The sequence below is a fragment of the Pandoraea iniqua genome (genome assembly GCF_902459685.1).
Taxonomy (GTDB): Bacteria; Pseudomonadota; Gammaproteobacteria; order Burkholderiales; family Burkholderiaceae; genus Pandoraea; species Pandoraea iniqua.
On sequence record NZ_CABPSF010000002.1, the window covers coordinates 173,321 to 198,496 of the forward strand.

Annotated in this window: 20 protein-coding genes, 1 tRNA gene and 1 pseudogene; 15 read left to right on the forward strand and 7 right to left on the reverse strand. The window is 62.6% G+C overall.

Annotated elements, in window-relative coordinates:
* Nucleotides 1–26 precede the first annotated feature (26 nt).
* From PIN31009_RS06570 to PIN31009_RS06600, 7 genes are all read left to right on the forward strand, one after another.
* Nucleotides 27–1,031, forward strand: a complete 1,005-nt coding sequence (locus PIN31009_RS06570; RefSeq protein ID WP_150789729.1) for an ABC transporter substrate-binding protein — start codon at nucleotides 27–29, stop codon at nucleotides 1,029–1,031.
* A 22-nt stretch (nucleotides 1,032–1,053) separates the two neighbouring features.
* Nucleotides 1,054–1,398 (forward strand): hypothetical protein, encoded by a 345-nt coding sequence (locus PIN31009_RS06575; RefSeq protein ID WP_150790237.1) that lies wholly within the window; start codon nucleotides 1,054–1,056, stop codon nucleotides 1,396–1,398.
* Nucleotides 1,398–1,616: a recombinase-like helix-turn-helix domain-containing protein gene (locus PIN31009_RS06580; RefSeq protein WP_087688710.1), complete on the forward strand. Its 219-nt coding sequence runs from the start codon at nucleotides 1,398–1,400 to the stop codon at nucleotides 1,614–1,616. Before PIN31009_RS06575 ends, PIN31009_RS06580 begins: the two co-directional genes overlap by 1 nt.
* Before the next feature lie 72 nt (nucleotides 1,617–1,688).
* Nucleotides 1,689–2,723 carry an aromatic ring-hydroxylating oxygenase subunit alpha gene (locus PIN31009_RS06585; protein WP_150683558.1) on the forward strand — a complete coding sequence of 345 codons (1,035 nt, stop codon included), beginning with the start codon at nucleotides 1,689–1,691 and terminating at the stop codon, nucleotides 2,721–2,723.
* A 17-nt stretch (nucleotides 2,724–2,740) separates the two neighbouring features.
* Nucleotides 2,741–3,199 (forward strand): Rid family hydrolase, encoded by a 459-nt coding sequence (locus PIN31009_RS06590; protein WP_150789730.1) that lies wholly within the window; start codon nucleotides 2,741–2,743, stop codon nucleotides 3,197–3,199.
* A gap of 76 nt (nucleotides 3,200–3,275) precedes the next feature.
* Nucleotides 3,276–4,250, forward strand: coding sequence for a PDR/VanB family oxidoreductase (locus tag PIN31009_RS06595; RefSeq protein ID WP_150789731.1), 975 nt, complete (start codon nucleotides 3,276–3,278; stop codon nucleotides 4,248–4,250).
* Nucleotides 4,251–4,305: 55 nt separating this feature from the next.
* Entirely contained in the window at nucleotides 4,306–5,277 is a 972-nt protein-coding gene (locus tag PIN31009_RS06600) for a VOC family protein (protein WP_150789732.1), read from the forward strand.
* An 82-nt stretch (nucleotides 5,278–5,359) separates the two neighbouring features.
* Here PIN31009_RS06600 and PIN31009_RS06605 read toward each other — a convergent pair whose 3' ends face one another.
* On the reverse strand, nucleotides 5,360–5,905 hold the full coding sequence (locus PIN31009_RS06605) for a glutathione peroxidase (RefSeq protein WP_087688705.1): 546 nt from the start codon (nucleotides 5,903–5,905) through the stop codon (nucleotides 5,360–5,362).
* Between the two features lie 752 nt (nucleotides 5,906–6,657).
* Here PIN31009_RS06605 and PIN31009_RS06610 point away from each other — a divergent pair.
* The 4 genes and pseudogenes from PIN31009_RS06610 to PIN31009_RS06620 all read left to right on the forward strand — a co-directional run bounded on the left by PIN31009_RS06610 (nucleotide 6,658) and on the right by PIN31009_RS06620 (nucleotide 16,363).
* Nucleotides 6,658–13,197 carry an autotransporter domain-containing protein gene (locus tag PIN31009_RS06610; RefSeq protein ID WP_150789733.1) on the forward strand — a complete coding sequence of 2,180 codons (6,540 nt, stop codon included), beginning with the start codon at nucleotides 6,658–6,660 and terminating at the stop codon, nucleotides 13,195–13,197.
* A 134-nt stretch (nucleotides 13,198–13,331) separates the two neighbouring features.
* A pseudogene (locus PIN31009_RS28450) lies at nucleotides 13,332–14,042 on the forward strand (tetratricopeptide repeat protein); the annotation flags it as partial.
* A 306-nt stretch (nucleotides 14,043–14,348) separates the two neighbouring features.
* Complete coding sequence (locus PIN31009_RS28455) at nucleotides 14,349–15,509, forward strand: glycosyl transferase family 8 (protein WP_425495476.1); 1,161 nt, start codon at nucleotides 14,349–14,351, stop codon at nucleotides 15,507–15,509.
* Entirely contained in the window at nucleotides 15,509–16,363 is an 855-nt protein-coding gene (locus tag PIN31009_RS06620) for an alpha/beta hydrolase family protein (RefSeq protein ID WP_150789735.1), read from the forward strand. Before PIN31009_RS28455 ends, PIN31009_RS06620 begins: the two co-directional genes overlap by 1 nt.
* Before the next feature lie 33 nt (nucleotides 16,364–16,396).
* Here the strand turns inward: PIN31009_RS06620 and PIN31009_RS06625 are convergent, their stop codons facing one another.
* Together PIN31009_RS06625 and PIN31009_RS06630 are read right to left on the reverse strand one after the other, a co-directional pair.
* Nucleotides 16,397–17,260, reverse strand: coding sequence for an NmrA family NAD(P)-binding protein (locus PIN31009_RS06625; RefSeq protein WP_150789736.1), 864 nt, complete (start codon nucleotides 17,258–17,260; stop codon nucleotides 16,397–16,399).
* Between the two features lie 68 nt (nucleotides 17,261–17,328).
* Nucleotides 17,329–18,720 (reverse strand): FAD-dependent oxidoreductase, encoded by a 1,392-nt coding sequence (locus tag PIN31009_RS06630; protein ID WP_174997001.1) that lies wholly within the window; start codon nucleotides 18,718–18,720, stop codon nucleotides 17,329–17,331.
* A 137-nt stretch (nucleotides 18,721–18,857) separates the two neighbouring features.
* Here PIN31009_RS06630 and PIN31009_RS06635 point away from each other — a divergent pair, with 137 nt between their 5' ends.
* The 4 genes from PIN31009_RS06635 (at nucleotide 18,858) to PIN31009_RS06650 (ending at nucleotide 21,997) form a co-directional block, all read left to right on the forward strand.
* Nucleotides 18,858–19,724: an AraC family transcriptional regulator gene (locus PIN31009_RS06635; RefSeq protein ID WP_150789738.1), complete on the forward strand. Its 867-nt coding sequence runs from the start codon at nucleotides 18,858–18,860 to the stop codon at nucleotides 19,722–19,724.
* Nucleotides 19,721–20,848, forward strand: a complete 1,128-nt coding sequence (locus PIN31009_RS06640; protein WP_150789739.1) for an ArsO family NAD(P)H-dependent flavin-containing monooxygenase — start codon at nucleotides 19,721–19,723, stop codon at nucleotides 20,846–20,848. The genes PIN31009_RS06635 and PIN31009_RS06640 overlap by 4 nt, the downstream gene beginning before the upstream one ends.
* Nucleotides 20,849–21,086: 238 nt before the next feature.
* Nucleotides 21,087–21,485, forward strand: coding sequence for a DUF1640 domain-containing protein (locus PIN31009_RS06645; protein WP_174997003.1), 399 nt, complete (start codon nucleotides 21,087–21,089; stop codon nucleotides 21,483–21,485).
* A 185-nt stretch (nucleotides 21,486–21,670) separates the two neighbouring features.
* Nucleotides 21,671–21,997 (forward strand): hypothetical protein, encoded by a 327-nt coding sequence (locus PIN31009_RS06650; protein WP_150683569.1) that lies wholly within the window; start codon nucleotides 21,671–21,673, stop codon nucleotides 21,995–21,997.
* 187 nt (nucleotides 21,998–22,184) lie between these two features.
* On the opposite strand, the gene PIN31009_RS06655 is transcribed toward PIN31009_RS06650, so the two are convergent.
* The 4 genes from PIN31009_RS06655 to PIN31009_RS06670 all read right to left on the reverse strand — a co-directional run bounded on the left by PIN31009_RS06655 (nucleotide 22,185) and on the right by PIN31009_RS06670 (nucleotide 25,163).
* The gene (locus PIN31009_RS06655) at nucleotides 22,185–22,493 is read right to left on the reverse strand and encodes a hypothetical protein (RefSeq protein ID WP_150789741.1); all 309 of its coding nucleotides are present in this window, start codon (nucleotides 22,491–22,493) and stop codon (nucleotides 22,185–22,187) included.
* 354 nt (nucleotides 22,494–22,847) lie between these two features.
* Nucleotides 22,848–22,932 (reverse strand) — tRNA-Leu (locus PIN31009_RS06660).
* Between the two features lie 169 nt (nucleotides 22,933–23,101).
* Entirely contained in the window at nucleotides 23,102–23,986 is an 885-nt protein-coding gene (locus PIN31009_RS06665) for an NAD(P)-dependent oxidoreductase (RefSeq protein ID WP_150789742.1), read from the reverse strand.
* 7 nt (nucleotides 23,987–23,993) lie between these two features.
* Nucleotides 23,994–25,163, reverse strand: coding sequence for an ABC transporter substrate-binding protein (locus PIN31009_RS06670; protein ID WP_174997005.1), 1,170 nt, complete (start codon nucleotides 25,161–25,163; stop codon nucleotides 23,994–23,996).
* Nucleotides 25,164–25,176 lie beyond the last annotated feature (13 nt).

The following is a 25,176-nucleotide window of genomic DNA, read 5'->3' on the forward strand; positions in this document are numbered from 1 at the left end:
ACCCGAGACTTGAGCGAGGCAGAGATATGTTGTCGATTTTCCGTGCATCGTTGGCGCGTCGCGCCTTTTTGACGGCTGGCCTGTGTGCCATCACCGGGCTGGTCGCCGCGCCGGTCTGGGCGCAACAACCGACCCAGCAGATCACCTATTTGCTGCCGGCCCCGGCCAATCTGCCGGCGTTCGCGCCGCTGATGCTCGCCGAGAAGAAGGGCTACTACGCCGCCGAAGGCCTGTCGGTGCGCTGGCTCACCGTGCAGGGCGGTGCCGACGTTGGCAAGCAACTGGCGTCGGGTAACGGCGATCTGGGCGGCGGTCTGGGCGACACGCCCATCGTGCTGCGACCCAACGGTATTCCGATCAAGGGCGTGGCACTCCTTGGCGGCCGCACGCTGCATCAGTTGGTCGTGCGTGACGACGCCAACATCAAGTCGCCGGCCGATCTGAAGGGCAAGACGATCACTGTGCTGGCTTATCAGGACACGGGCTTCTACGCCACGCTGGGGCTGCTGGCATCGGCAGGGCTGACCCGTAACGACGCCCGCATTCAAGGCGCCGGACCCGCAGGCGTGTGGCAGCAAGTGGCCACGGGCAAGGCCGAAGTGATGGTGGGCACGCCGGAGTGGGCGCAGAACATCGAAGACGCGGGCGTGAAGATCACCATGACGTCGACCGACAAGTATTTCCCGGGTATGGCGCAGGCGATTCTCGCCTCGGACAAGACCATTGCCGAGAAGCCCGAGATGATCCGCAAGTTCGTGCACGCCACGCTCAAGTCGGTCGCCGAGATCATGCGTGACCCGGCAGGTGCGGCGAAGGATTACTGCGCAGCGGTGCCCGCTTACAAGGGCAAGGAAGCCGAGATCGAAAAAATTCTCACGTACTACGCCCGCAATGTGTATCCGGGCCAGCAACGCCTCGGCGCGTTCGATCCGGCGCGCGTGACGAAGCTTCAGGACTTTTACGCACAGGAAAAGGTCATTCGCGAGAAGTCGAATCCGGCCGACCTGTACACCAACCAGTTCGTGCAGTAAGGCAGGCACCCCCATGCAACCGATGACCGAGAACGCTACGCCGGTGGATGCCCCGCAGACGATGTTGCTGACGGTGGTTCTGCGTCACGACCAGTCGAACAATCTCGACGCGTTTCAGGAGCGCCTGAAGGCCGCTGAGTGGTGGGAGCGCTTTCCGCCGGAAGGCGTGAAGGTGGTCTCGTGGACGGTGGCGATGGGCTTCGGCCAGATCGTGACGCTGGAGTTGCCGCCCCACCTGCTGCCGGTGGTCAACGTCGAGCTGGAGCGCTCGGCGTGGGGGGTGTTCCGCACCGAATGCTATCCGACTTACGACTTTGTACCCGTGCACGCACGCATTCGCGAACGGGTTCGCCAAGGAGGGAAATAATGGATCGTTATCTTGACCCGCACCAAGCGCGTCGCCATGTGCCGACGCAATACGAAAGCCTGCTGGGCGACGCCATCGAGCGCGCCTATGCGGCCGGTACGCATGATCTGGCCGGCCTCGTCGCTTACCTGAATCGCACGGGCCCCGGCCCGCAAGAGGGCGAGCTGTGGACCGAAGCGGTCTACAAGGCGCAGATCGCCCGCATGGCCGAAGCGTAACAACATCACCTGACGATGCGCTCGCCCGCTGGCATAAGCCCCGGCGCGGCGCCGACGATGAAGAGGTCCCCCATGACTATGCAACAACCCATTCTCACTGCCGACGCCATCCTCGAGCGCGGTCTGAAAAATCTCTGGTATCCGATTTGCCCGTCGCACATGGTTGGCCGCGAGCCGGTCTCGCTGCGCCGTCTGGGCAAGAAGCTGGTGTTCTGGCGCGATCAGGACAACAAGGTGCATGCGCTCGACGACCATTGCCCGCACCGGGGCGCGCCGCTCTCGAAGGGCATCGTGATGGGCGATCGCATCGCCTGCGGTTATCACGGCGTGCAAGTGCGCAGCGACGGCACGGTGATGCGTGTGCCCGGCAGCCCGGGCTGCAAGCTCGAAGGCTCGCGCCCAACGCAGGCGTATCACATCGTTGAGCGCAACGAAGCCATCTGGCTGTACAACGCGACGGAAAACATCGACACGCCGCCGCCGCTGGTGTTGCCGGAAGAGCTCGACGCCGATGGCGAATTCTCGTCGTTCCTCTGCTACACCGAGTGGAAGGGCGATTACCGTTACGTGCTCGATAACGTGATGGATCCGATGCACGGCACGTATCTGCACAAGCAGTCGCACTCGATGGCCGAGGGCGACAACACGGCAGCGTTCCGCATTCGCGACACCGACCGCGGCTTCGTGTTCGAGAAGGAAGGCCAGCGCGACGTGAACTTCGACTGGACCGAGTGGGCAGACACAGGCACGCACTGGATGCGGCTGGAGATTCCGTACCCGAAGACGGGCGGCCCGGGTGGCAACTTCGTGATCGTGGGCAGCTACACGCCGATTTCGCCGACGCTCGCCGCCGTGTTCCATTGGCGCTGTCGCAAGTTGCAGGACTGGCAGCGCGATACGTGGCGCTTCCTGTATCGCAATCGCCTTGAGGCACGCCACTGGGCCGTGCTGGAACAAGACCGCGTGATGCTCGAAGACATGGAGCTCGATGCGAATCAGAACGAGCACTTGTATCAACACGATATGGGCATCGTACGTCTGCGCCGCCATCTGAAGAATCTGGCGAAGGCCGAGCTTGAACGCCTGCAACAGGGTAAGGCGGCGTAAGCCGCACGAGACGACACATGTCATCGAACGCACAAGCCGTTGTTGCACCGAAGGCTGAACGCATTCACGCGCCAACCGTGTCCGATCTGGGCACGGCCACGTGGACGAATGGCATCCGCTTCGGCAACGAGATTCTGATGTCGGGCATGACGGCGCATCCGGCAACGCGCAACGCCGCGCAACCGTTGACGGCTTACGAGCAGACGCTGGTGGTGCTCGGCAAGATTCGGGCGCTGGTCGAAGCGGGGGGTGGACATCTCGGCAACATCTACAAGTTGGTCGTGTACGTGACCGATATCGCCGACAAGGATGAAGTGGGCCGCGCGCGCCGCGAGTTTTTTGCCGACGTGGCGGCGAACGGTGGCGCCTATCCGTGTTCGACGCTCGTGGCAGTGAGCGGGCTGGTGTTTCCCGAATTGCGCGTGGAAATCGAGGCGTTCGCGCGTCTCGATATCGATTTGTCCGAAGCCGGCTGACGGGAACGAACCCCGAGCCGGTGAATATCAATACCGACGCAGGACACCCCTGCGAGCAACATCAGAGAGCTGGGTCATGAGCAAGTCAAACCTGAGCGCCATGGTGCGCACGCTTCGCTACGAGGCGGCCGGCATCATGAGTATCGAACTCGTGCCTGCCGCTGGCGGCGACGCGCAGTCCAGCACGTTCCCCGGCTTCACGCCGGGTGCGCACATCGATCTGCATCTGCCGAGCGGGCTATTGCGCAGCTATTCGCTCGTGAACGCGCCGGGTGAGAACAACCGCTACGTGCTCGGTATCCTCGCCGATCCTAAGAGCCGTGGCGGATCGCGCTTCATCCACGACAACTTCCGTGTGGGCATGACGCTAGATATTTCGGCGCCGCGTAATCATTTCGAACTCGACGAGAGCGCAGCGCATACGGTGCTTGTGGCGGGGGGCATCGGCGTGACACCGATTCTCTGCATGTATCGCCGTCTGCGTTCGCTGGGGCGCAGCGTGAAGTTGCTCTACTGTGCGCGCACGGCACCGCAGGCCGCTTTCATCGACGAGATTCGCGCGCTGGGTGGCGACGTCACTTATCACTTTGACGATCAGCAGGGCGGTAAGCCTGCCTCGTTGGCGGGTTTCCTCGCCGGACAACCCGCTGGTACGCACGCGTATTGCTGCGGCCCGGGCGTGATGCTCGACGCCTTCGAAGCGGCGTGTGCCGATGCCGGGATTGCCAACGTACATATCGAACGATTCGCGGCGGCACCCGATGCGCCGCCGCCCGCGACCAGCGAAGGCTACGTCGTCAAGCTGGCGAAAAGCGGCAAGGAGATTGCGGTGCCTGCGGGCGCAACGTTGCTCGACACGCTGCTTGCCACCGGCATCGACGCGGAACACAGCTGCATGGAAGGCATCTGCGGTGCGTGCGAAACGCGCGTGCTGGAAGGCTGCCCGGATCACCGTGACTCAGTGCTGAGTGCGGGCGAGCGCGCTGCGAACAACGTGATGATGATCTGCGTGTCCGGTTGCAAAGGCGACCGTCTGACGCTGGATCTTTGAAACCGATTTATCTCGACCTATCCCGACCTATCCCGACTTCTCACCCGAGACTGCCATGACGATTCTGGGCATCGAACAGATTACTTACGGGGTGACCGACCTCGACACCTGCCGCCGCTTTCTCGCCGACTGGGGCCTGACCGAAGTCTCGGCCGACGCCGACGGTGTGCGTTTCGAAACGCTCAACGGTGGCCGCGTGCTGGCGGTGCGTCACGACGATCCGTCGCTGCCGCCTGCGATGGAAGACGGCCCGACGCTGCGCGAGGTAACGTGGGGCGTGGCGACCGCCGATGAGGTCGCGGCCGTTGCCGACAAGCTGGCGGGGCAACCGGGGTATTACTTCGCACAGGGTGCCACGGGCTGCATCGACCCGAACGGTTTGGCCGTGCGCGTGGAAGTAAGCACCAAGCGGGCGCTGGACGTGCAGGGCGCACCGACCAACCCGTGGGGCATTCCGGCGCAGCGCGTGAACACGCCGAGCCCTGTGTACGAGCGGGCGCAGCCAATTGAAGTCGGGCATGTGGTGTTTTTCACCAATGCGCTCGCGGCGACGCAGAAGTTTTATGAGGACAAGCTGGGCTTCGAGCTATCTGACCGTTATCCGGATCGCGGCGCGTTCATGCGTTGCGCCCCGCACGGCGGGCACCATGATTTGTTCCTGCTGGCCTTGCCGAATGGCAAGCGTGGCCTGAACCACGTGGCGTTCACGGTGCGCGATATCCACGAAGTGTTCGGTGGCGGCATGCACATCGATCGCTGCGGCTGGGAAACGCAACTCGGCCCGGGCCGTCATCCGATCTCGTCGGCATACTTCTGGTACTTCAAAAACCCGTGCGGCGCGTTGATCGAGTATTACGCCGACGAAGACGTGCTGACGCCGGAGTGGCAGCCGCGCGACTTTGAGCCGGGACCGACGGTGTTCGCGGAGTGGGCCGTGGATGGTGGTATCGACGGCACGACGCGCCGTCAGAAGAAGGGCGGCGAAGCGCCGACTGGCAAGTTCATGACCGACACGGCCAAGCGCTGAGCCGGTCATTGCGGGGCGCGCCGATCCGGGGGGAACGGCGCGCCCTGCACCTGTCTTATCGGCGTCTTTTCGGCGCGCCGGCTTACTTAGCCAGTTCGGCGTCGATGGCGGCGACCAGACGCGGGTCGTCAGCCTTCACGTCGGGCGAGAAGCGCGCGACGACTTGGCCATTGCGGCCAACCAGAAACTTCTCGAAGTTCCACAGCACATCGGCGGGGTTCTCCCGCTCGACGCCAAATCCTTTCAGACGTTCGCGGAACGGGCCTTCGCCCGTGGCTTCCGGCTTGGCATCGACCAGCGCCGCGTAGAGCGGATGGCGGTCGTCACCGAGCACCGAGATCTTGGCAAACAGCGGGAAGGTCACGTTGTATTGCGTGGAACAGAAATCCAGAATTTCCTGATCGGTGCCCGGCTCTTGCCCCTTGAAGTTGTTCGCAGGGAAGGCCAGCACTTCCAGCCCTGCACCGCGCTTGTCTTCGTACAGGCGTTCCAGCCCTTCGTATTGCGGCGTGAGGCCGCACTTCGACGCGACATTCACCACCAGACGTACCTTGCCGGCGTAATCGCCCAGCTTGGACGGGGTGCCGTCGTTACGGTTGACGGCAATGGTTTCGATATTCGTGCTCATGCGTGAATTCCTTTTTCGAGAGTGACCCGGGAGTGGCGAGGATCAACGAAGTCGAGTGTATCGGAAGCCCGCAAACGGTGCTGACGGCGCCCGGATGAGGTACCGATTTATACGATTTGGTTGATTTCGCCCCGATGTAAGGAACATGTAAGCCGAAAGAGGTTGCACATTCGGGTTGCACTTCGAGAGTTAAATCGGGAGGGTCGCTGTTTTGGCGAATTTTCTCGGTTCTTACGGTGCTGTTACATATTTTCCGGTATTTTTGGGTGATGTGTTGTTTCGGAAGGACAACGAAGATTTCATTGAAATCAATGGTTTATTTTTCATCGGTGATTCCCGATTGACAGTCGTGAAAGCTTGTGAAAGTATTCGCGGAATTAAAAATAGTTACCGAATATAACAAGCACACAGCGCTGATCGACGGCGCAGGTCAATAAAACGGGGTTGTCCGAATGCTTCGTACTGCTTTTCAGACGTCTGATGCGTTTGCGGCTTTTGCACGAGCGCAAATTCCCTTTGCTGCACGGCAAAACAGCGCGTCGTCAGCACTTTCCGTCCTGCCCGACCGACTCGTCCGCTTGTCTAGCGTCATGACGCAATAGCGTCGGCGCACCGTCTCGCCTTCATCGCCCCTTATCAACGGACTTCGCCCGCGTGGCGGAGCTTTTGCGTTGGCATGACGGGTGTTCAGGCGTGGACCGTACCGAATTCGCAATCTCTCGCATTAAAAGAATACTTATTAGGGGAATCAGATGAATCACGTCTACCGCGTGGTGTGGAGCGCCAGTCTTGGCATGTATCAGGTCGCATCGGAAATCGCGTGCGGCCATAGCGGCAAGTCGCGTTCGGTCGATCGTCGCCGGGCGCGCAAGGCGGCCGCAGCCGCAGCACTCGCGGTACTGTCGGGGGTAGCTCATGCGGCGCCGCCCTACGCGGGGATCCTCACCCAATCGGATAACAGCGGTTACGCGCTGACCCCCGGCACCGCAACGGGGTGGTTCCCCGTCTGGGACTGGAACGGTACCGATCTGAACGTCTCGATGTCCGGCGTTAAGACGGTGAACTTCAACAACCTGACTGGGCAGATCGCGGTTGGCGCTGGCGCCGCGATCTCCGGCGGCACAGAGGGCGTTGCCATTACGGCAGACAGCGTCCTGTCGAATCAGTCGGGTCTGACGAACAGTGGCACCATCTCGGCCACACAAACTGGCGTGACCGTCGCCGGGGCGCTGGGCTCGATCGTCAACAATGGCTTGATTTCGAATGGCTTGTTCAACGCGGCTGCCGTTCAGGTCTCGGGCACTGTTGGGACGCTGACGAATACCGGCGCCATTGCCGGCGCGAGCGACCGCGGCAACGGCGTTTCCGTGGCGGCAGCGGACCCTGCCGTGCCTGCCAAACTCGGTAACATCGGCAACACCGGTACGATTTCCGGCGGCACCAACGGCATCAGCAACACGGGCGGGACGATCGGCACGATCTCGAACAACGTTGCCGGATCTGCGACGGGCACGATCAAGGGGCAGGTCGGCATTCTCAACACGACCGCGTACGTCAATAGCACTACGGTGAACAGCTCGCTCGATCGTGTCGAGAACTCCGGCGTGATCACCGGGACGGATGTCGGTATTGCCAACGCGTCGACGATCGGAACGATTCACAACAACGCGTCCGGTGTGATCTCGGGCACTGGTTCGTACGGGGTTCGCAACGCCCTCGGCCTGATTTCCGCGATTGAAAATAGCGGAAGCATCTCGGGTGGCGTTTTCGGTGTCCAGAATCTGAGCACCATCACGTCGATCGACAATGCGGGCGTGATTGCTGGCAATTCGGTCGGGGTGGTCAACACCTCGCGAATGGGGACGTTGACCAACACCGGTGCGATTCAGGGCAAAACTACTGCGACGGTGGCCAACGGCGTGCAGAACTACGGCATTCTCGGCACGCTGTCGAACAGCGGGCAGATCCTTGCCAGTTCCGTGGCCGGTAACGGCAGCAGCGGCGTGTATAACGCCAATCGCATCGATTCGCTGAGCAACGCAAGTGGTGGGCTGATCCAGTCGGATCTCGGCGTGTTCAACGATGCCAACGGGCACTCCATCGGCACGCTGACCAACGCTGGCACGATTTTCGGGCAGAGCGCGGGGGTGCGCAACCTCGGGGGCACCATCACGTCGATCGTCAACGCTGGCGCGAACGGTAACGCCGCCGCAGGGACGATTTCGGGTTCGGGCAGTGGCAGCCAAGTTCACGGTATCGACAATTCGGGCTACCTCGTCGGGGGAACGACCTTTAATGCCACGATCGGCACGATCACCAATGGCGGCTTGATTTCGGGCGATACGTACGGGATCAACAACAGCAACGGCACGATCGGGGTGATCAACAATCTGGCAGGCGGCACGATTTTCGGGGGTATGGCTGCCATCGTTTCGGGCACTGGCGGGATTGGCACGATCAACAACGCGGGTGTCATTCAAGGTGACGTTGCGCACCTCGGGATGCAAGATCTGACGATCACGGGTGGCACGGGCAATACGTACGGCACGTTCATGGGAAGCATCATGAACGCCAATTCGAATTTGCGACTGAGCAGCGGCAACATCGTGCTGAACGAAGCCGTCGATCTGATTGGCATGCGCACGTTGTATAACAGCGGTGCCACGTTGCACCTCGATGGGACGATCCCGGTCTACGGCAACTATCAGCAGGACGCCGGCGGCACGCTCGAAGTCGGTGTGGCGAACGGTGCCTTCACGACAGGCAATATTCAGGCGGACTTCGGCTACGGTCGATTGCTGGTCTACGGCGACGCAACGGTGGCCGCGGGCTCGACCGTCTCGATCAAGTCGATGGGCTACACGCTGGCGGCCGGTCAGCGCTTTATCGTCATCGACGCGAATACCGCCACTTACAATGCCGGCGCGCTGAACTACCTTGTCAGCAACCCGACACTCACGGGTAGCGGCGCGCAACTGCTCATCAACGGGCGCCAGGATCTCGTCGTCACGCTGGTCGGTCCGAACTATGACGCCACGATGGGTGGCCTGTATGGGCTGACTGCCGGTACGCCCACCAGCGTGCCGTCGGTCTTCAGCTTCGACGGCTCGAACCTTGCCGTCACGGGCACGACGTTTACCACGATCGCGGGCAGCCTCGGCACGATCACGAACACCGGCACCCTGACCGGCACTTACGCGTTCTCGGTCGCTGGTACGGGCAATATCGCCAGTATCCAAAACGACGGCACCATCGCGGCAACCGGTTCGAATAACTCTGGCCTCTTCAATGGCGGCACGATCGGGACGTTGACCAATCGCGGACAAGTTTCCGCGGTAGCTTTTGCCGGAGTGAACAACGGCGGTTCGCTGACGCGTCTCGACAATAGCGGCACGCTTGCCGGCTCGACGAGTGGTCTTGCCAACACCGGTACGTTGGGTACGGCGGTCAACAGCGGGAAGATGTCCGGCCAATGGGCCGTGGCAAACGGGGGGACCGGCTATTCCAATTCGGTGCTGAGTACGCTGACGAACAGCGGCACGATTTCGGGCACGGCGCGAGGTGTGAGCAACCTGGGCGGAACGATCACGACGATCAACAATCAGGCCGGCGGCTTGATTACCGCGACCGACAACAGCGGCGCGATCGTCTCGGGGATCGTCAACTCAGGCGCTCTCGCCGGCACGCTGACGAATCCGGGAACGATCGGCACGATCAACAACGCCGGTACGATTTCCGGCGGCTACTACGGCATTTACAACGACTATACGATCGGTGCGATCAACAACCTCGCCGGCGGGTTGATCACCGGCCTGGGTGGTGCGATTTCGAATCAGTCGGCCACCTCTTCGCTGGGGCAGATCAGCAATGCAGGTACCATCGCGGGCTGGATCATCAACCGCTCGCCGAACGATCTGCGCATCAGCGGTGCCACCGACTCGACGTTCGGTACGCTCACGGGCTTTGGCGGTGGTGTCGGCACCATCGTCAGTACCAATGCCGATGTGCACTTCAACGGCGGCAACCTGCTGCTCAACGACAACTTTGACCTGGCTGGTTCGCGTACCGCTTACAACGATTCGTCGGTGCTGCAGGTCAATCGCGTGCTTCAGGTGAACGGTAATTACTCTCAGGCCGCTACGGGCACGCTGCAAATCGGTGTGGCGAGCGGGGCGAACACGACGGGTAATATCGCCACCGACCTCGGCTATGGCCGTCTGGTCGTCTCGGGCAACACCTATATCGCGCCGGGCTCCACGATCGCACTGCAATCGCTGGGCTACGCTTTTGCGAGCGGCCAGCGTTACGTCGTCATCGATACGGCGGGTACGAGCAACTACAACCAAGCGACGCTTCGCTATGTGGTGAACGGTTATCCGTCGCTGGCCGCGAGCGGTGCGCGTGTGGGTAATGGTGCGAACGTCGATCTGGTCGTCACGATCTTCGCGCCGAACTACCTCGGCACCATTGCCGGTACGACGCCGCTGATGGCAGGCGTGCCCATCGATGCATCGCCGTCGTGGACGTTTGACGGGGCGAACCTCACGGTCACGGGGACAACCTACGGCTCGATCAACGGCTCGCTCGGAACACTGACGAACAATGGCACGCTGACGGGTACATCGGCACTGGCCATTGGCACCAATGGTGGTGGCATTGCCCGCATTGAGAATAACGGCCTGATTCATTCGACAGGCGCGACCGATTCGGCCCTCTACAACGGCGGCGTGGTCGGTACGCTGGTCAACGGCGGCACGTTGCGCTCGGACAACATGTCGGGCGTGAACAGTGTGACTGCGCTGACCCGTCTGGAAAACACGGGCCTTATTTCCGGCAGGATGTCGGGCGTGTACAACAGCGGCGTGATCACTTCCGCCGTGAACTCCAGCACGATTGCCGCGACGGATGGCACGGCGAATGCAGTCGGTATGGTCAACACCGGACAGTTCGGTACGCTTTCCAATACCGGGTTGATCAGCGGGTATAGCGGGCTCGTGAACTGGGCGTCGGGCAATGCCACTCCGGTTACCTCGTTCGACACACTGACGAACAGCGGCACCATTGCAGGGGACGGCGGCACGATCTTCAGCACAACGGCGTACGGTGTGGGAAATTTCGGCGGCACCATTGGGACAATCAACAACCTCGCCGGCGGCAAGATCACGGGGACCGGCGGCGGAGCCTCCTCCGGGATTCAGAACAGCACGTTGACCATTGTCGGCACGGTATACGGCGGCACGATTGGTGCGATCAACAACGCGGGTCTGATCTCGGGCGACTACTACGCGATCACTAACCGCGACCGGATCAACACGATCAACAACCTTGCGGGTGGTGTGATCACGGCGCTCGGCGGCGCGATCTCGAATCAGGCCGCAGACGCCAGCATTGGCCAGATCAATAATGCGGGCACGATTGCCGGCTGGATCATCAACCGCTCGAACAACGATCTGCGCATCAGCGGTGCCACCGATTCGACGTTCGGTACGATCACGGGCTTCTCCACATACCCCGGCACCATCGTGAGCACCAACGCCGATGTGCATTTCAACGGCGGCAACCTGGTGGTGAACAACAACTTCGATCTGGCCGGTTTGCGCACCGCAAACAACGATTCGTCGGTGTTGCAGATCAATCGTCCGATTCTGGTGTCGGGCAACTATGCACAGGCAGCAGGCGGGACGCTGCAAATCGGCGTGGCGAACAATGCCGTGACCACGGGCGACATGACCACGGACAGCGGTTACGGCCGCCTTGTGGTGAGCGGCAACACCACGCTCGCCTCGGGTTCGAGCGTCGCGCTGCAATCGTTGGGCTACACGTTCGCCGCAGGTCAGCGTTACGTGGTGATCGACACCGCCGGCACGGCTAACTACAACGCCGATTCGCTGGTGTACAAGGTCAACGGCTCGACGACGCTTGCCGCGACCGGTGCCTCCGTGGCCAATGGCTCGCATCAGGATCTGGTGGTGACGCTGGCGCAGGGTTCGGGCAACAACGGGGGAAATAACGGCGGGAACAACGGTGGCACCCCGGGTAACGGCGGCAACAACGGCGGCAACAACGGTGGCAATAACGGCGGCAACAACGGTGGTACCCCGGGCGGCAGTGAAGGCGGCAACAACGGCGGTCAGCCGACGTTCGACCCGCGCACCAATGCCACCATCGCCTCGAATCAGAATGCCGTCTCGTCGCTGCGCGGGCTGCTGGGTTATACCGGCGTGAGCGATCCGCAGTTGCTCAACCTGTACAACGCCACGTTGGGTTCGCTCAGCGATAAGTCGGCGGGTTCAGCTAACCGCGTCGGCCAGCAATTGGCCCCGGCACAGCACACGCGTGCCGCAGGTGCCGCCACGTTCGATTCGCTCAGTGTGGTCAACTCGCACGTCAACAGCCTGCGCGTTGCGCAGGCCGGTGGCACCGGTGTGGCCACTGGCGACAGCGCTTCGAACTGGGCGGCATGGGGTCAGGCCTTCGGCGGTCACGCCAGCCAGTCGGCACGCGACGGTGTCGATGGCTACAGCGCCAACTATGGCGGCCTGCTGGTCGGTGCCGATCGCGCGTTCGGCGATCACTGGCGTGGCGGTGGTGCATTCCAGTTCTCGCGCACGGTCATCAACAACGATGGCAGCACGTCGGGCAACAGCACGGGTGTGAACGGTTACGGGTTGATCGGCTACGCCGCCTTTACGGGCGAGCCGTGGTACGTGAACCTGTCGGGCTCGGTCGTGATGCAACGCTACGACACGAAGCGCATCGTGACGATGCAAGGCTTCAGCGGCATGGCCAACGGCAACTTCAACGGCCAGCAATACGTGGCCAGCGCCGAGTTCGGTTATCCGCTGGCAGTGGGCCGCGCGGTCGTGACGCCGCTCGCCAGCCTCACGTATAGCTATCTGAACCAGAACAGCTACACGGAAACGGGCGGTAACGGCACGGCGTTGTCGGTGGGTAGCGCATCGGCGAGCTCGGTGCGCAGCGCGCTGGGTGCGAAGTTTGCCCTGCCGTTCGAAACGTCGTATGGCAGCCTGGTGCCGGAGCTGAGCCTGCGTTGGGTGCACGAGTACAACCGTACGCGTCAGGCCACGGGGGCGAGCTTCGCGGCTGACCCGATTGGTCAGACCGGCTTCACGACGGTGGGCGCAACGCCGGTGTCGGATCTGGCAGACATTTCGCTGGGTCTCACGCTCGTGCGCGCCAACAACCTGACGGCATCCGTGCGCTACCAACTGCAAGCGGGTTCGGGTTTCATCTCGCACACGGGTATCGTGCGCGTGCAACAGCGCTTCTGATGCTTTGATGTTTTGATGCGTTGATGTAACACACGGCGGTCGCACCATTTGACATGGCTGCGACCGCCGTGGAAGTATTGCGCAGTCCCTCACCGCTGGTTCCTTCTCCCCTCAGCACGACACCCCGTTCCCCGATGTCCTCCGCTCCCGCTCCCGGCACACTTACCTTCGCTCAGGCTATCGCACTGGCGCAATCGCATTGGCAAGCCGGACAGGCCGCACAGGCCGAGACGCTCTGCCGCCGGGTGCTGGATGTCGACCCCGGTCAGCCTGACGCGCACTATCTGCTGGCGCTGATGGCGCACGCCTACGGCAAGCGCGAGATGGCGATCGATCACCTGAAAAAGGCCTGCGACGCGCCGGGTGCACCGGCGGCGTTCTGGTCCGATCTGGCGGAGATGTGTCGTCAGGCGGGACGTCTGGAGGAGGCAAAGCTAGCCGGGCAGCAGGCGGTGACGATCGACCCGGCCTTCGCTGCCGGATGGAACAATCTTGGCATCGTGTTGCAGGAAGCGGGTGAGCTAGAACAGAGCATGACGTGCCTGCTGCGTGTCAGCGAGTTGCAACCGGCATCGGCCGATGCACAGAACAATCTCGGCAACACGGCGCGATTGCTCGGGCGAGCCGATGCCGCAGAGGCGCACTATCGCCGTGCCCTCGAACTGGCGCCGCAGCGCGCCGATACGCATAGCAATCTGGCGGCGCTATTGAGTGCCACGAAACGATTTGACGAAGCGGCCGTGCTGGCGCGCCGGGCCATCGAGATCGATCCCCAGTTTGTGGACGCTTATCGCAATCTCGCCGACGTGGAGCTGTCGCGCGGGAATGTGGCAGGGGCATTGCAGATTGTCGAGGTGATGAGCGCGTTTGCCGAACGGCATCCGTCCACGCTCGGCGCACGCGCGCGAATTATGGGGCTGGTCGGTCGCTGGGACGACGCGCTGGCGAGCGCACGCGAAGCCGTAGCGTTGCAACCGGAGAGTGCGGACGCGCGTGCGGTGCTTGTTGCGATTCAGGCGGAGATCGACAAGCGTGCTGCTGGGCAAACCGACGTTGATGTGTCGGGCGCCGCGCCTCAGGTTGCACAGGCGAGCGCGGTAGCCAGCGAGCAGAATCTCGCGGCACCGAATACCCATCAAGCGCGGTCGGAGGTGGTGGCGATTCACGAACGGGCGCTGGCACTGGTGCGTGAACAGGATTTTGCCGGTGCCGAGGCGTTGCTCAGCGGTGTCGTGTCACAGGGCGTCGCCCCGATGTCGATGTGGCGCCTGCTGGCGATGGTGCTGCGGGCGCAGGGCAAGGCGCAAGCCGGGTGCGACGTGCTGGGCATGCTTGCGCAACAAGTGCCGGGAGATCTGTCCAATCGTTTTGACTTCGCCGAGGCGCTGCTGCTGCTCGGTGACTTCGAGCGCGGGTGGCGCGAATATCGGTATCGCTACAGTCTGGAACACACCCAGTCGATCGAGCGCAAGGTGCAACGCCCGCGCTGGGACGGTCAGCCCATTCCCGGGCAGACGCTGCTGATTCACGACGAACAGGGTTACGGCGACACGTTTCAGTTCATGCGTATGGCCCGATGGGCGCGCGAGCGCAGTCAGGCGCGCGTGATCTTCGAGGTCAATCAAGAAACGTTCTCCATCGCCAAGCGTATGTGGGGCGACGACGATATCGTCGCGCGCGGCACGCTGCCGGTCGTGTTCGATCAGCATTGCGAGTTGATGAGCCTGCCCATGGCGATGGGGCTCAAGCTGGATGACTTGCCGGGGCAACTGCCTTATCTCAGCGCCGACCCCGCGCGCATTGCGCATTGGCAGGCGCGCCTCGCAGATTTGCCCAAGCCGTGGGTCGCGTTGGTCTGGGCCGGTCGGCCCGAGCATGTGAACGACTGCAATCGGTCGGTGCATCTCGACCAACTGGCGCCATTAGGGGCGTCGGGCGCGACGTTCCTGTCGATTCAGAAAGGGCCGGCGGCGCCGCAAGCCGATACGCCTCCCGATGGCATGTCGATCGTGTCGCTGAGCGAAGAGATTCGCGATTTCGAAGATACGGCGGCCATTCTGCATCTGGCCGATCTGCTGATTTCCGTCGACTCGTCGCCGGTGCATTTGGCCGGGGCGATGGGACGGCCGGTGTGGGTGCTGCTGCCGTTCGTGCCGGACTGGCGCTGGCTGCTGGAGCGTGAGGACACGCCGTGGTATCCGGGTATGCGTCTGCTCAGGCAGCCGGCACGCTCGGCATGGCAGCCGGTGATCGAGCGTGCGGCGGCAGACCTGACGCGTTGGGTGGCCGAGCAGCGCGAGGGAGCGCAGTGATGTGGCATGCCATGGCCGGCATTCGGTATGTCGCGGGCGTGTGTCTTGCCGCGACATTGCTGATGTCGGGCTGCTCCAGCCTTGATCGCGACGAGCACGCCGAAGCGCTTGCGGAGCCCGCCGGTCTGCATCGCGAGACGTTGCAGACCCGGGACTTCGTGCTCACCGCTTTCGCCCGTATTGCGCATGCCGATGCGCCCGTCCGAATTTATATCGAAGGCGACGGGCTGGCGTGGCTCTCGCGCACTGAACCGTCGCTCGATCCGACACCCGTTGCCGCGACCGGGCTGGCACTCGCTGCCGTCGATCCGTCGCCCAACGTGGTGTATCTGGCCCGCCCGTGTCAGTTCACACCGATGGCGCAGAACCCGCGATGCGGTGTGCCGTACTGGACCGGCAAGCGATTTTCGCCGGAAGTGATCGATGCCATGAACGAGGCGGTCGATCGTATTGCCGCGCAGGTGCCGGGGCAGCGTATCGAATTGATTGGCTACTCGGGAGGCGGTGCGATTGCGGTATTGATTGCGGCGCGCCGTCGAGACGTGGCATCGCTGCGCACGGTGGCCGGTAACCTCGATGTGGAGTATGTGAACCAGTTGCATCGTGTATCGCCGATGCCTGCGTCGCGCAATCCGATCGACGTCGCCGCGCAAGTGGCAGCGATGCCGCAGATACATTTCAGCAGTGCACAGGACACCGTTGTGCCACCGTCCGTCGCTACGCGGTTTGCCGCCGCTGTGGGTGGCCGGTGCGTGAGCACACGCGTGGTGAGCGGCGTGGCCCATGATGGCGAGTGGGCACAGCAATGGCCCGCGTTGCTGGCGGCGGTGCCGGTTTGCCGCGAGAGCCGTTAGTTAGCCGCTCGCTGCGCTGATTCAGGCGCCGGTTCAGCTTTCGCGCACCAGCGCGGCAATGGCTTCGACGAGCGTGACGTCGCCGCGCAGGGCATTGCGGCCATCGTCAACAAAGCGGAACGTGCCGTTGTTGAAACCGTCGAGCATCTGAATTCGCGGCAGCGGATTGCGCATGCCTTGCGCGCGAAAGAGCGGATCCCACGCTGCGCGCGGTACCGCTTCGGCGTGTACGTCTCGTACTAGTGCGCGGGCTAAGGCTGCGGCGATGTCGTCCGGCGAATAGCGCTCCGGCCCCTCGATTTCAAGCACGCGTTCGCCATCGATGTCGTCTTGCATGGCACGTGCGGCTACGTGGCCGACGTCGCTGGTCGAGACCATCGGGATGGCGCGCTCCACCGGTTGCAGATAGCTCGGCAGTACACCACGCTCGCGCGCTGGCGCGATATCCCACGAAAAATTCTCCATCAGCCACGCCGGACGCAAAAACGTGACCGGCAGCGAGAGCGAGATCATCGCCGTCTCGAACATGCTCAACGCCGTCAGCAGGCTGGGCGTTTCGCAATCGGCACCGATGCTCGAAAGACATACGACCCGCTTCGGGCGTGTGGCGGCGAGCGCCTGACGGATGGCGTCGATCAGATGCCGCGCGTGCGAGAAGTCCGGCTCGGGGTCGGCGTTGGGCGGCAACATCACGAACACGGCGTTGCTGCCCCGGAACGCGTTGGTCAGTGCCTCGACGTCGCCATTCTCGGCCACCGCAATCTCGCCGCCCAGCGTCGCCCATCGGCTCGATTTGACGGGGTCCTGAACGATGGCCCGCAGCGGGAGGCCCGCCTTGAGCAGATCGTGACCGATAACGCCGCCGACTCGTCCCGTGATACCCATTACGGTGTACATGGCCATTCCTCGCGCGCAATGTCGTTGCCGTAAAAGTACCACGGGAGCGTCGACGCTTCACAGGAGGCCTACAGGTGGACGGCGTCGGCGCTGGTCGACGCGTTGGTCGGCGCGGCTTCCTGCGGGGCTGCGCGGCGTGCGTTGAGCATCGCGGCGGCGGCGTCCGCGAGTCGCACGGCTTCGCGTGCGCGCTCGCACATATCGCGCTCGTAAGCGGCGAGGGCCTGCGCGAGCGGCTGCTCTCCGGCGGCGACTGCTTGCAGATGGCGGGTCAGCATGGCGGCATCGCAAAGCGCCGTGTTGGCGCCAAGACCGCCGGCGGGGCTCATGGTGTGTACGGCGTCGCCCAGTCCTGTCACACCGTCGAGTTGCCACGGCAGCGGGCTGGTCGTGCTGCGTACCGGCATGGTGCGCACGGTGTCGGGCACCGCGTGCGCAAAGAGCGAGCGCAGGTGCGGGTGCCAACGGCGCGTGAGTGTGTCGATGTGGGCGAGCGGCACGAGGCCGGACGCGTCGGCCGCCATCCCTTCGCGGCCGAGCAGGGCTTGCGATGGGCCGATGAATGCCCAGTACAGATAGTCGGAGACCGGCGAGAGCGGCATGCGGGTGGCGTCGCCGGTGCCGGCGTTCGTGCCATCCGTGCCATCTTTTTGCAGGTTAGACGTCGCGTACCCGCCGGTGCTCGATTCGCGGCGGAACAGCATGGCGTCGACCACGACGGCAAAGCCATCGGCAAACACGACGGTGCTGCCTTCCATCAACGTCGCCTCGCCGTGGCTGTCCATTAGCACGAGTAGTGCTGTCGATACGGGCGTGAGGCCGTAGAAACAGACGTTGCCGGTGTCACGCGGCGTCATGCCCGGCAACAGGTGCTCACGCACGCGCGAGTGGGTGCCGTCGGCGGCAACGACGAGGCCCGGCACGCTGCACGTACCGTCTTCGAAATGGGCAATGCGTTGCCCGTCGGCAGCGCGTGTCGTGTGCGTGAAGGTCTTGCCGAAATGCACGTGATCGAGAATGCCGTCGAGCAGAATCTCGCGCAATGTCTGCCGGTGCATGCTTAGGTCGCCGGGCGGGGCGCCGTCGTGCGTTTTGGGGCGCGCAATGTTTCGGCGAGGCTGGGGGGCGGGGCGGGGCATAGCTGTCGGCTCGGTATGTGACTCGTGCCAGCTCGGCGGCAGTACGACGTCCGCATCGTCCAGCGCGGGCGTGACGAAATGGCCGCCATTACGCGCAACGGCGGCGTGCTTGCGCAGGCGCTGTGCCTGTCCGTCCGGGAGGCATTGGCCGATGGCGTCGAAACCGTTGGCATCGATGCGCAGGCGGTAGCCCTGAAAGCGGGCGGCGGGGGCGCTGTCCCGCTCGAAGACGTCGAACGGGATTCCGGCGCGGCGCAGCCCCTGCGCGAGACACAGGCCGCCGAGGCCGGCGCCGATGATGGTGACATGCAAGGCAGACATGATTTTCGGTGACCCCCCTGGGGCGGTCGGTTGTTGCACTGCGATCATTGTCTGCGCGACGACGAGTGACCTGATAACATCGTTTGGTCATTCAATGATGCAAATCGGACAAACTCATGAGCACTGACCGAACGCCCATGAATACGGACCAAGTGCTGGTCTCGTTCTCGGACTCTCCCTTTGCCCGGTACAAGCCCAACGACCGGCTCGACGGACCGCCCATCTGGGCGTTCGGCGGACATGACCATCAGCGCAGTCTCTTCCGGATGGGCACGCGAGAGCTCGACTGGCACTCGCACGTGCGCGGTCAGTTGTTCTGTATCCACTCGGGATTGGTGCACGTGCATACACCCCACGGGTCGTGGTTGCTGCCACCGTACCGTGCGGGCTGGATTCCACCGGGTATGACGCACCGCGTAGCGTTTATCGGCGTGGTGAGCGGGTGGATCGTGCTGGTGGCGCCCTCGGCCGGCGAGCGCTTGCCGGTGACGCCACGTGTGGTCGGGGTTTCCGAACTGCTGGCCGCGTTGGTCAAGCGGGCCGTGACGTGGGCGGCGCGCGACGAACTGACCGAGGACGAATTGCGTCTGGCGCAGGTGCTGGTCGATGAAATCGAGCGTGCGCCGGCGGAGCCGCTGAGTTTGCCCATGCCGATCGATGCCCGTGTGTCGCGGATCGCGCGTGCCGTGCTGGAGGACCTTGGCGGGCAGGCGTCGCTTGAGGCGCTGGCGCAGCACGCGGGGGTGTCGTCGCGCACTGCGCGGCGTCTGTTCGTTGCGGAGACCGGCATGGGATTCACGCAATGGCGACAGCAGGCGCGGCTGGTGAATGCGCTTGAACATCTGGCCAGAGGCGAGCCGGTCAGCACGATTGCCGATTCGCTGGGCTATTCCACGCCGAGCAATTTCATCGCCATGTTCCGGCGGGCATTCGGCGAGTCGCCGGGGCGCTACTTCAAGCAGGTGGGGCCGCGTGTGCATGTGGACGAAGGGGATGGCGCATGAGTCGCACGGGGGAGTCGTCTGTGAGGGCCGTCGATACGCTGGTGATCGGTGGCGGGCAATCGGCGTTGGCAACGGCGTATTTCCTGCGGCGCTGGCAAGTCGATCATGTGTTGCTCGATGACCAGCCCGAGGCGGGAGGGGCGTGGCAGCGTGCATGGCCGTCGTTGCGACTTTTCTCCCCGGCGCAGTGGAGTTCGTTGCCGGGATGGCCGATGCCGGGTGGTGAGCGGCACTATCCGTCGCGCGATGAGGTGGTGGCGTATTTGACGGCGTACGAGGCGCGGTATGGCGTGCCTGTTGAACGGCCGGTACGGGTGGCGCGCGTCGTTCGTGAGCCGGGCGGGAGCGCGTTGCGGGTGGAGACGGACCGAGGCGCTTGGTTGGCCAAGACAGTGATTAGCGCGACCGGGTCGTGGCGTTCGCCGTATATCCCGGCGTACCCGGGGCACGCGTTGTTTCGCGGACGGCAATGGCACTCGGCCGACTACCGCGACGTTGGCGATTTGCGTGGTGCGCGCGTGCTTGTGATCGGTGGCGGCAATTCGGGGGCGCAGATTTTCGCGGAGTTGTCATCGACGTGCGATGCAACGTGGGTCACGCTGGCACCGCCCGAATATCTTCCTGACGACGTCGACGGGCGCGTGCTTTTCGAGCAGGCGACGGCACGATGGCAAGCGAGGCAGCGTGGTTTGCCCGATCCGTTTCCGGACAGTGGTCTGGGACGCATCGTGATGCTGCCGCCGGTAAGAGAAGCGCGTGATCGCGGCGTGCTGAACGCGGTGCGGCCGTTCGAGCGTTTTGTCGACGATGGCGTTGTGTGGGCGGATGGCACGCATACGCGGGTCGATGCGGTGATCTGGTGTACGGGGTTTCGTCCGGCGCTGGGGCACCTGGCCGGATTGGGTCTTACCGATGACGACGGGCGGATTCGTGTTGACGGCACGCGGGCGATTGACGAGCCGCGTTTGTGGCTGGTCGGTTACGGAGAGTGGACGGGCTACGCGTCGGCGACGCTCATTGGTGTGATGCGCAGTGCGCGTGCGACGGTACAGGATGTCGTGGCGTGTTTGGCGCAAGGGGCTGCGCGGACTACGCAGAACCAGCGGGGTGTGGTGGCGGGATAGAGTGATTCCATGCAGTGCCCGATGGATGCGAGGGCGGCGCGGAGAGTTTGGTAAATGTCCGCGTTTTTTCGCGAAATAACAGGGGCTGCACTCCGTATTCAACCTGCCGTGACGAGACGTTTCAGACGTGTCGGCACGGCGGAAGGTGCAGGTAGAGATGGGAACACTCCGGAAATTAGTCCCGCGCCAAGCGCGCGCAGGTATCGGCGACGCCGACAGTCACGACAGGAACGACAGCATGAGACTTCACGAGCGCGTAACGAAAATCGAAGCGGTCTTGCCGACGCTTGCGACCAAGGAAGACCTGGCGCGCGAGGTGGGCACGCTGCGCTCCGAAATGCATCAGGGATTCGCGAAAGTGAATCTGGAGTTTGGCAAAGTCCGGCAGGAGATAAGCGGCGAGTTTGCCAAAGTTCGACAAGAGATCGGCGGCGAGGTCTCCACGCTCCGAGGCGAGATTGGCAGCGTTAAAGAGGAGGTCCGCGAGCTACGCCAAACGGTGTTCTCCGAAATCAACGGATTGCGCATCGAGATGCATCAGTCGATGGGCGCGTTGATGTGGCGGTTGATCGGTACGTTGATCACGGTTTGCACGGCGTTGGTCGCTGCTACCCACTTCATATCGAGAGGTGGCTAATTGGTCGATGCCTCGGTAAATCCCGCGTAAAGCGTTGGACAGCATGGGAAAAGGACCGGCGCTTATCGAATGTCAACGCGCTGTGTCACGTGATTCGGAAGTTACTGAAACTCAAGTGCCCTCCTCGCTGCGATGATGGAAGTGCCCCCACTTTGGTATGGCAACTTCTGTTCAAGGAGCGATCGATGAGTGACGCGAAAGATGATGACACGCAACCTCCGAAGCGCAAGCGAGGAAAAGGCAAGCGGGCCGGGGCGGCAAAGCCGCATCCGGTGCCTCAGGCGCTCCCACGAGAGGGCTACGTCGTCTGGTTTCTGAACCACGGCAAATTTCTTGGCTATGCATGGAGCGAATCGGAACAGGAAATCCGGCGTGCCCATGTGAAGAACGCTGAGCACGCGATTTACTTCGATACCTTTGCGCAGGCCGCCGTCGTGTCAGCGAAGTTGATCAGTCCGAGCCGGGTATTGCATTCGCCCGGGCCCGGCATGTCGCCGACAGTGATGGGATAGGCGATGGAATAACTGATGTAGTCAGTACGGCTTATGGCTCGCTATTTCAGGCGGGCTTTTTTTATTTGAAACGGGAAAAGTGCCCGGGGCCGGAAATTAGCGTGGACTGTTCGACACCGTAAGAAATTGACGAGAACTCGGAGAACCCAATGTTCGTGGGGGGGGCGGTCAAGCCAGCGGCACATCTTCAACCGAACACATATGGGTGCCAGTAACTTCGATCATCGCGAAACCAGTCAGCAAACTCATCCCGATCGAACACGATGAGCTGCGCCATATCCATGTCATATCGACGAAACAAGGCCAACAGTTCTCTCACTCCACCTTCATCAATCAGCGATTCATCAATTGAGATGAACAATGTCTTCCCCTGACCCTTGACCTGATTGATGAAACCTATTCCCTTCAGCCAAGCGAAGAATGCTGACTCATCACCTGAGGAGAGGAACCGCACTCCAGTTGCCCGCAACGCCAAAAAGCCATTTTGCTTAGTCATCTGCGTGCCCCTCGAGGATAAACATGGATGTGCCCTCCGCCGGGCGTTTGCACGTCTCAATGCGGTCCAGCTAGTGCCTCGCCACCGAGGGCCAGTAGGTGGCCTCGTTTTCTTTTTTGTCCTGTGAGTTCGCTGCGATTGTCTTGAATATTGCGGCGGCGACAAGCCACAGAGCTGCAACCACAGAGACGCACCCGAACATCAAAGTGGCAGGGTTCTTGGAATGGTCTGATGGCAGTGATCATAGCCGCGATTTCAGGTTCGCTGAAGGCCAGCCAACATGCGGCACGTTTGCGCGGTTACGCCAAAATTACGCTAAAACAATCAGGAAAGTCTTGCCAGAACCGGCAGGAGTGGTGCCCAGGGCCGGAATCGAACCGGCACGCCTTGCGGCGGGGGATTTTGAGTCCCCTGCGTCTACCAATTTCACCACCTGGGCAGGTGTGCGTTCACCGAACGGTGTCGCAGCGTGATACTCGTCTGGCGGGCCTGTTCGGCTACCGGACGAAGGCGAGATTATGACCGAATTTTTTGATGTCGACAAGCCCATCGATAGTATCAAACGCCGGGTCGGATTCTTCGTCGTCCCGATCCGGCGTTCTTCATGCTCAATGCAGCTTTTGCTGGCCTTCCAGCACGCGCAGTAACGACGACGTGTCGTCATGCCCCCAGCCGTTTTCCATCAGCGTCGACAATTGCCCCTTCACCAGCGACAGCGCGGGCAACGCCAGCCCCGCATCCGCCACGGCGTCCAGAATCATCGAGAAGTCCTTGTCGTGCAGCCGCGCTTCGATGCCGGCCGAGAAGTCCCGGCGCGCCATCTTCGGCCCCATCATGTCCAGCATGCGGCTGCCCGCCAGTCCCTGCGAAATCGCCTCGATGACCTTGTCCTGATCTACGCCGTTACGCGCAGCAAACAACATCGCCTCGGCGATTCCCTGAATGTTGATGACCTGAACGATCTGATTGCACGCTTTCGCCACCTGACCCGCCCCCGTGTCGCCAACGTGCGTGATCGTCGTGCCCAGCGTCGCCAACAAAGGCTTCACCTTCTCGAACGCTTCGCGCGGTGCGCCGACCATGATCGACAACGACGCGTCCGCTGCCCGCGACGGCCCACCCGACACGGGCGCATCCACCAACTGAATGCCCTCGCGTGCCAGACGCACCGCCATACGACGGGTGGCCTCCGCCGAGATCGTGCTGTGGTCGATGCAGATCGTGCCGGGCCGTGCGCCATGAATCACGCCGTCTTCGCCGAGCAGAACCTGCTCGACGTCGTGCGTGGTCGTCACGTTGGTGATCACGAAGTCGGCTTCCGCCGCTGCCTGAGCCGGACTCGAAAACGCCCGTGCGCCATTCTCAACGTACGCGGCCGCAGCTTCCGGGCGTCGCGCGTAGACGTGCAACCGATGACCCGCCGCCATCAAATGACGCACCATCTGGCCGCCCATCGCGCCCAGACCAATAAATGCAATGGTGTATGTCGTCATGCCGCGATCAATCCGAGACGTACACGAACTTGCCGTTCTTGATCTGACCCATCACGCCAGCGCGCTGATCCAGACCGACGTGATCGGCCGCGCTCAGATTCATGATGCCGTTGGGGATCGCCAGGTTGTGCGTCGATTCGAGCGCGTCACGCAATGCCGCACGGAACGCCGGCGTACCCGGCTGCGCCGTCTTGACCGCACGCGGCACCGCATCGTTGAGCAGATCCCACACGCCATAAGCATCGGCAGCAAACTGCGTCACCGTATCCACGCCGTATTTCGTCTCGTACTTCTTCGTGAACGCCAGCGCCGCGGTACGTGCCGGATGCCCAGCGGGCAGCGTCTTCGCGACAACCCCCGGTTGCGTCGGGAACAGCGTGCCTTCGACATCCTTGCCGCCTACGCGCACGAAGTCATAGGTCGCGATGCCGTGTGTCTGATAAATCTTCCCGGCATACCCGCGCTCTTGCAGCGTGCGCTGCGGCAGCGCCGCAGGCGTGCCGGAGCCAGCTACCAGAATCGCGTCGGGCTTGGCCGCCATGACCTTGAGCACCTGTCCGGTCACGCTTGTGTCCGTGCGATTGAATCGCTCCTGCGCCACGATCTTCAGCTTGCGCAACTCGGCAAACTTCGAGAATTCTTTCCACCAGCTCTCGCCGTAAGCATCGGCAAAGCCAATGAACCCAACGGTCTTGATGCCGTGGTTGGCCATATAACGCGTCATCACGTCGGCCATGGCCGAATCGTTGGCGGCCATCTTGAATGCCCAGCGGCGCTTGGCATCCTGCGGTTCAACCGCCACAGCTGACCCGATGAGCGTGATCATCGGCGTGCTGGCTTCCGAAATCGGGTCCAGCATCGCCAAGGCGCTCGGCGTGATGTTCGGGCCAACGATGACGTCGACCTTGTTCTCGCTCATGAGCTTGCGGGCATTCTTCACCGCCGTGCCGGGGTCGGAGCCGTCGTCTAAGAAGATGTAATGCGCCTTCTGCCCCCCGATCTCGTCGGGCCACAACTGCATGGCGTTCTTACTGGCAATACCGATGGCCGCCGCCGGACCGGTAGATGACAGATCGATGCCGACGGTAATGTCGGCGTGTGCTGCCGTCACCACACCCGTCAGGGTCATGGCGAGTAACACGCCCGACAGGCGAATACCGCGAAGGGGTGAGCGCATGGGGTCTCCTTTT

Excerpts from the sequence above, each read along its gene's own strand:
- PIN31009_RS06625 (WP_150789736.1), bottom strand. The coding sequence starts at position 17,260 with ATGTACACCGTAATGGGTATCACGGGACGAGTCGGCGGCGTTATCGGT.
- PIN31009_RS06605 (WP_087688705.1), bottom strand. The coding sequence starts at position 5,905 with ATGAGCACGAATATCGAAACCATTGCCGTCAACCGTAACGACGGCACC.
- PIN31009_RS06630 (WP_174997001.1), bottom strand. The coding sequence starts at position 18,720 with ATGTCTGCCTTGCATGTCACCATCATCGGCGCCGGCCTCGGCGGCCTG.
- PIN31009_RS06575 (WP_150790237.1), top strand. The coding sequence starts at position 1,054 with ATGACCGAGAACGCTACGCCGGTGGATGCCCCGCAGACGATGTTGCTG.
- PIN31009_RS06610 (WP_150789733.1), top strand. The coding sequence starts at position 6,658 with ATGAATCACGTCTACCGCGTGGTGTGGAGCGCCAGTCTTGGCATGTAT.
- PIN31009_RS06600 (WP_150789732.1), top strand. The coding sequence starts at position 4,306 with ATGACGATTCTGGGCATCGAACAGATTACTTACGGGGTGACCGACCTC.
- PIN31009_RS06570 (WP_150789729.1), top strand. The coding sequence starts at position 27 with ATGTTGTCGATTTTCCGTGCATCGTTGGCGCGTCGCGCCTTTTTGACG.
- PIN31009_RS06670 (WP_174997005.1), bottom strand. The coding sequence starts at position 25,163 with ATGCGCTCACCCCTTCGCGGTATTCGCCTGTCGGGCGTGTTACTCGCC.
- PIN31009_RS06665 (WP_150789742.1), bottom strand. The coding sequence starts at position 23,986 with ATGACGACATACACCATTGCATTTATTGGTCTGGGCGCGATGGGCGGC.
- PIN31009_RS06655 (WP_150789741.1), bottom strand. The coding sequence starts at position 22,493 with ATGACTAAGCAAAATGGCTTTTTGGCGTTGCGGGCAACTGGAGTGCGG.
- PIN31009_RS06640 (WP_150789739.1), top strand. The coding sequence starts at position 19,721 with ATGAGTCGCACGGGGGAGTCGTCTGTGAGGGCCGTCGATACGCTGGTG.
- PIN31009_RS06645 (WP_174997003.1), top strand. The coding sequence starts at position 21,087 with ATGAGACTTCACGAGCGCGTAACGAAAATCGAAGCGGTCTTGCCGACG.
- PIN31009_RS06650 (WP_150683569.1), top strand. The coding sequence starts at position 21,671 with ATGAGTGACGCGAAAGATGATGACACGCAACCTCCGAAGCGCAAGCGA.
- PIN31009_RS06590 (WP_150789730.1), top strand. The coding sequence starts at position 2,741 with ATGTCATCGAACGCACAAGCCGTTGTTGCACCGAAGGCTGAACGCATT.
- PIN31009_RS06585 (WP_150683558.1), top strand. The coding sequence starts at position 1,689 with ATGACTATGCAACAACCCATTCTCACTGCCGACGCCATCCTCGAGCGC.
- PIN31009_RS06580 (WP_087688710.1), top strand. The coding sequence starts at position 1,398 with ATGGATCGTTATCTTGACCCGCACCAAGCGCGTCGCCATGTGCCGACG.
- PIN31009_RS06620 (WP_150789735.1), top strand. The coding sequence starts at position 15,509 with ATGTGGCATGCCATGGCCGGCATTCGGTATGTCGCGGGCGTGTGTCTT.
- PIN31009_RS06595 (WP_150789731.1), top strand. The coding sequence starts at position 3,276 with ATGAGCAAGTCAAACCTGAGCGCCATGGTGCGCACGCTTCGCTACGAG.
- PIN31009_RS06635 (WP_150789738.1), top strand. The coding sequence starts at position 18,858 with ATGAATACGGACCAAGTGCTGGTCTCGTTCTCGGACTCTCCCTTTGCC.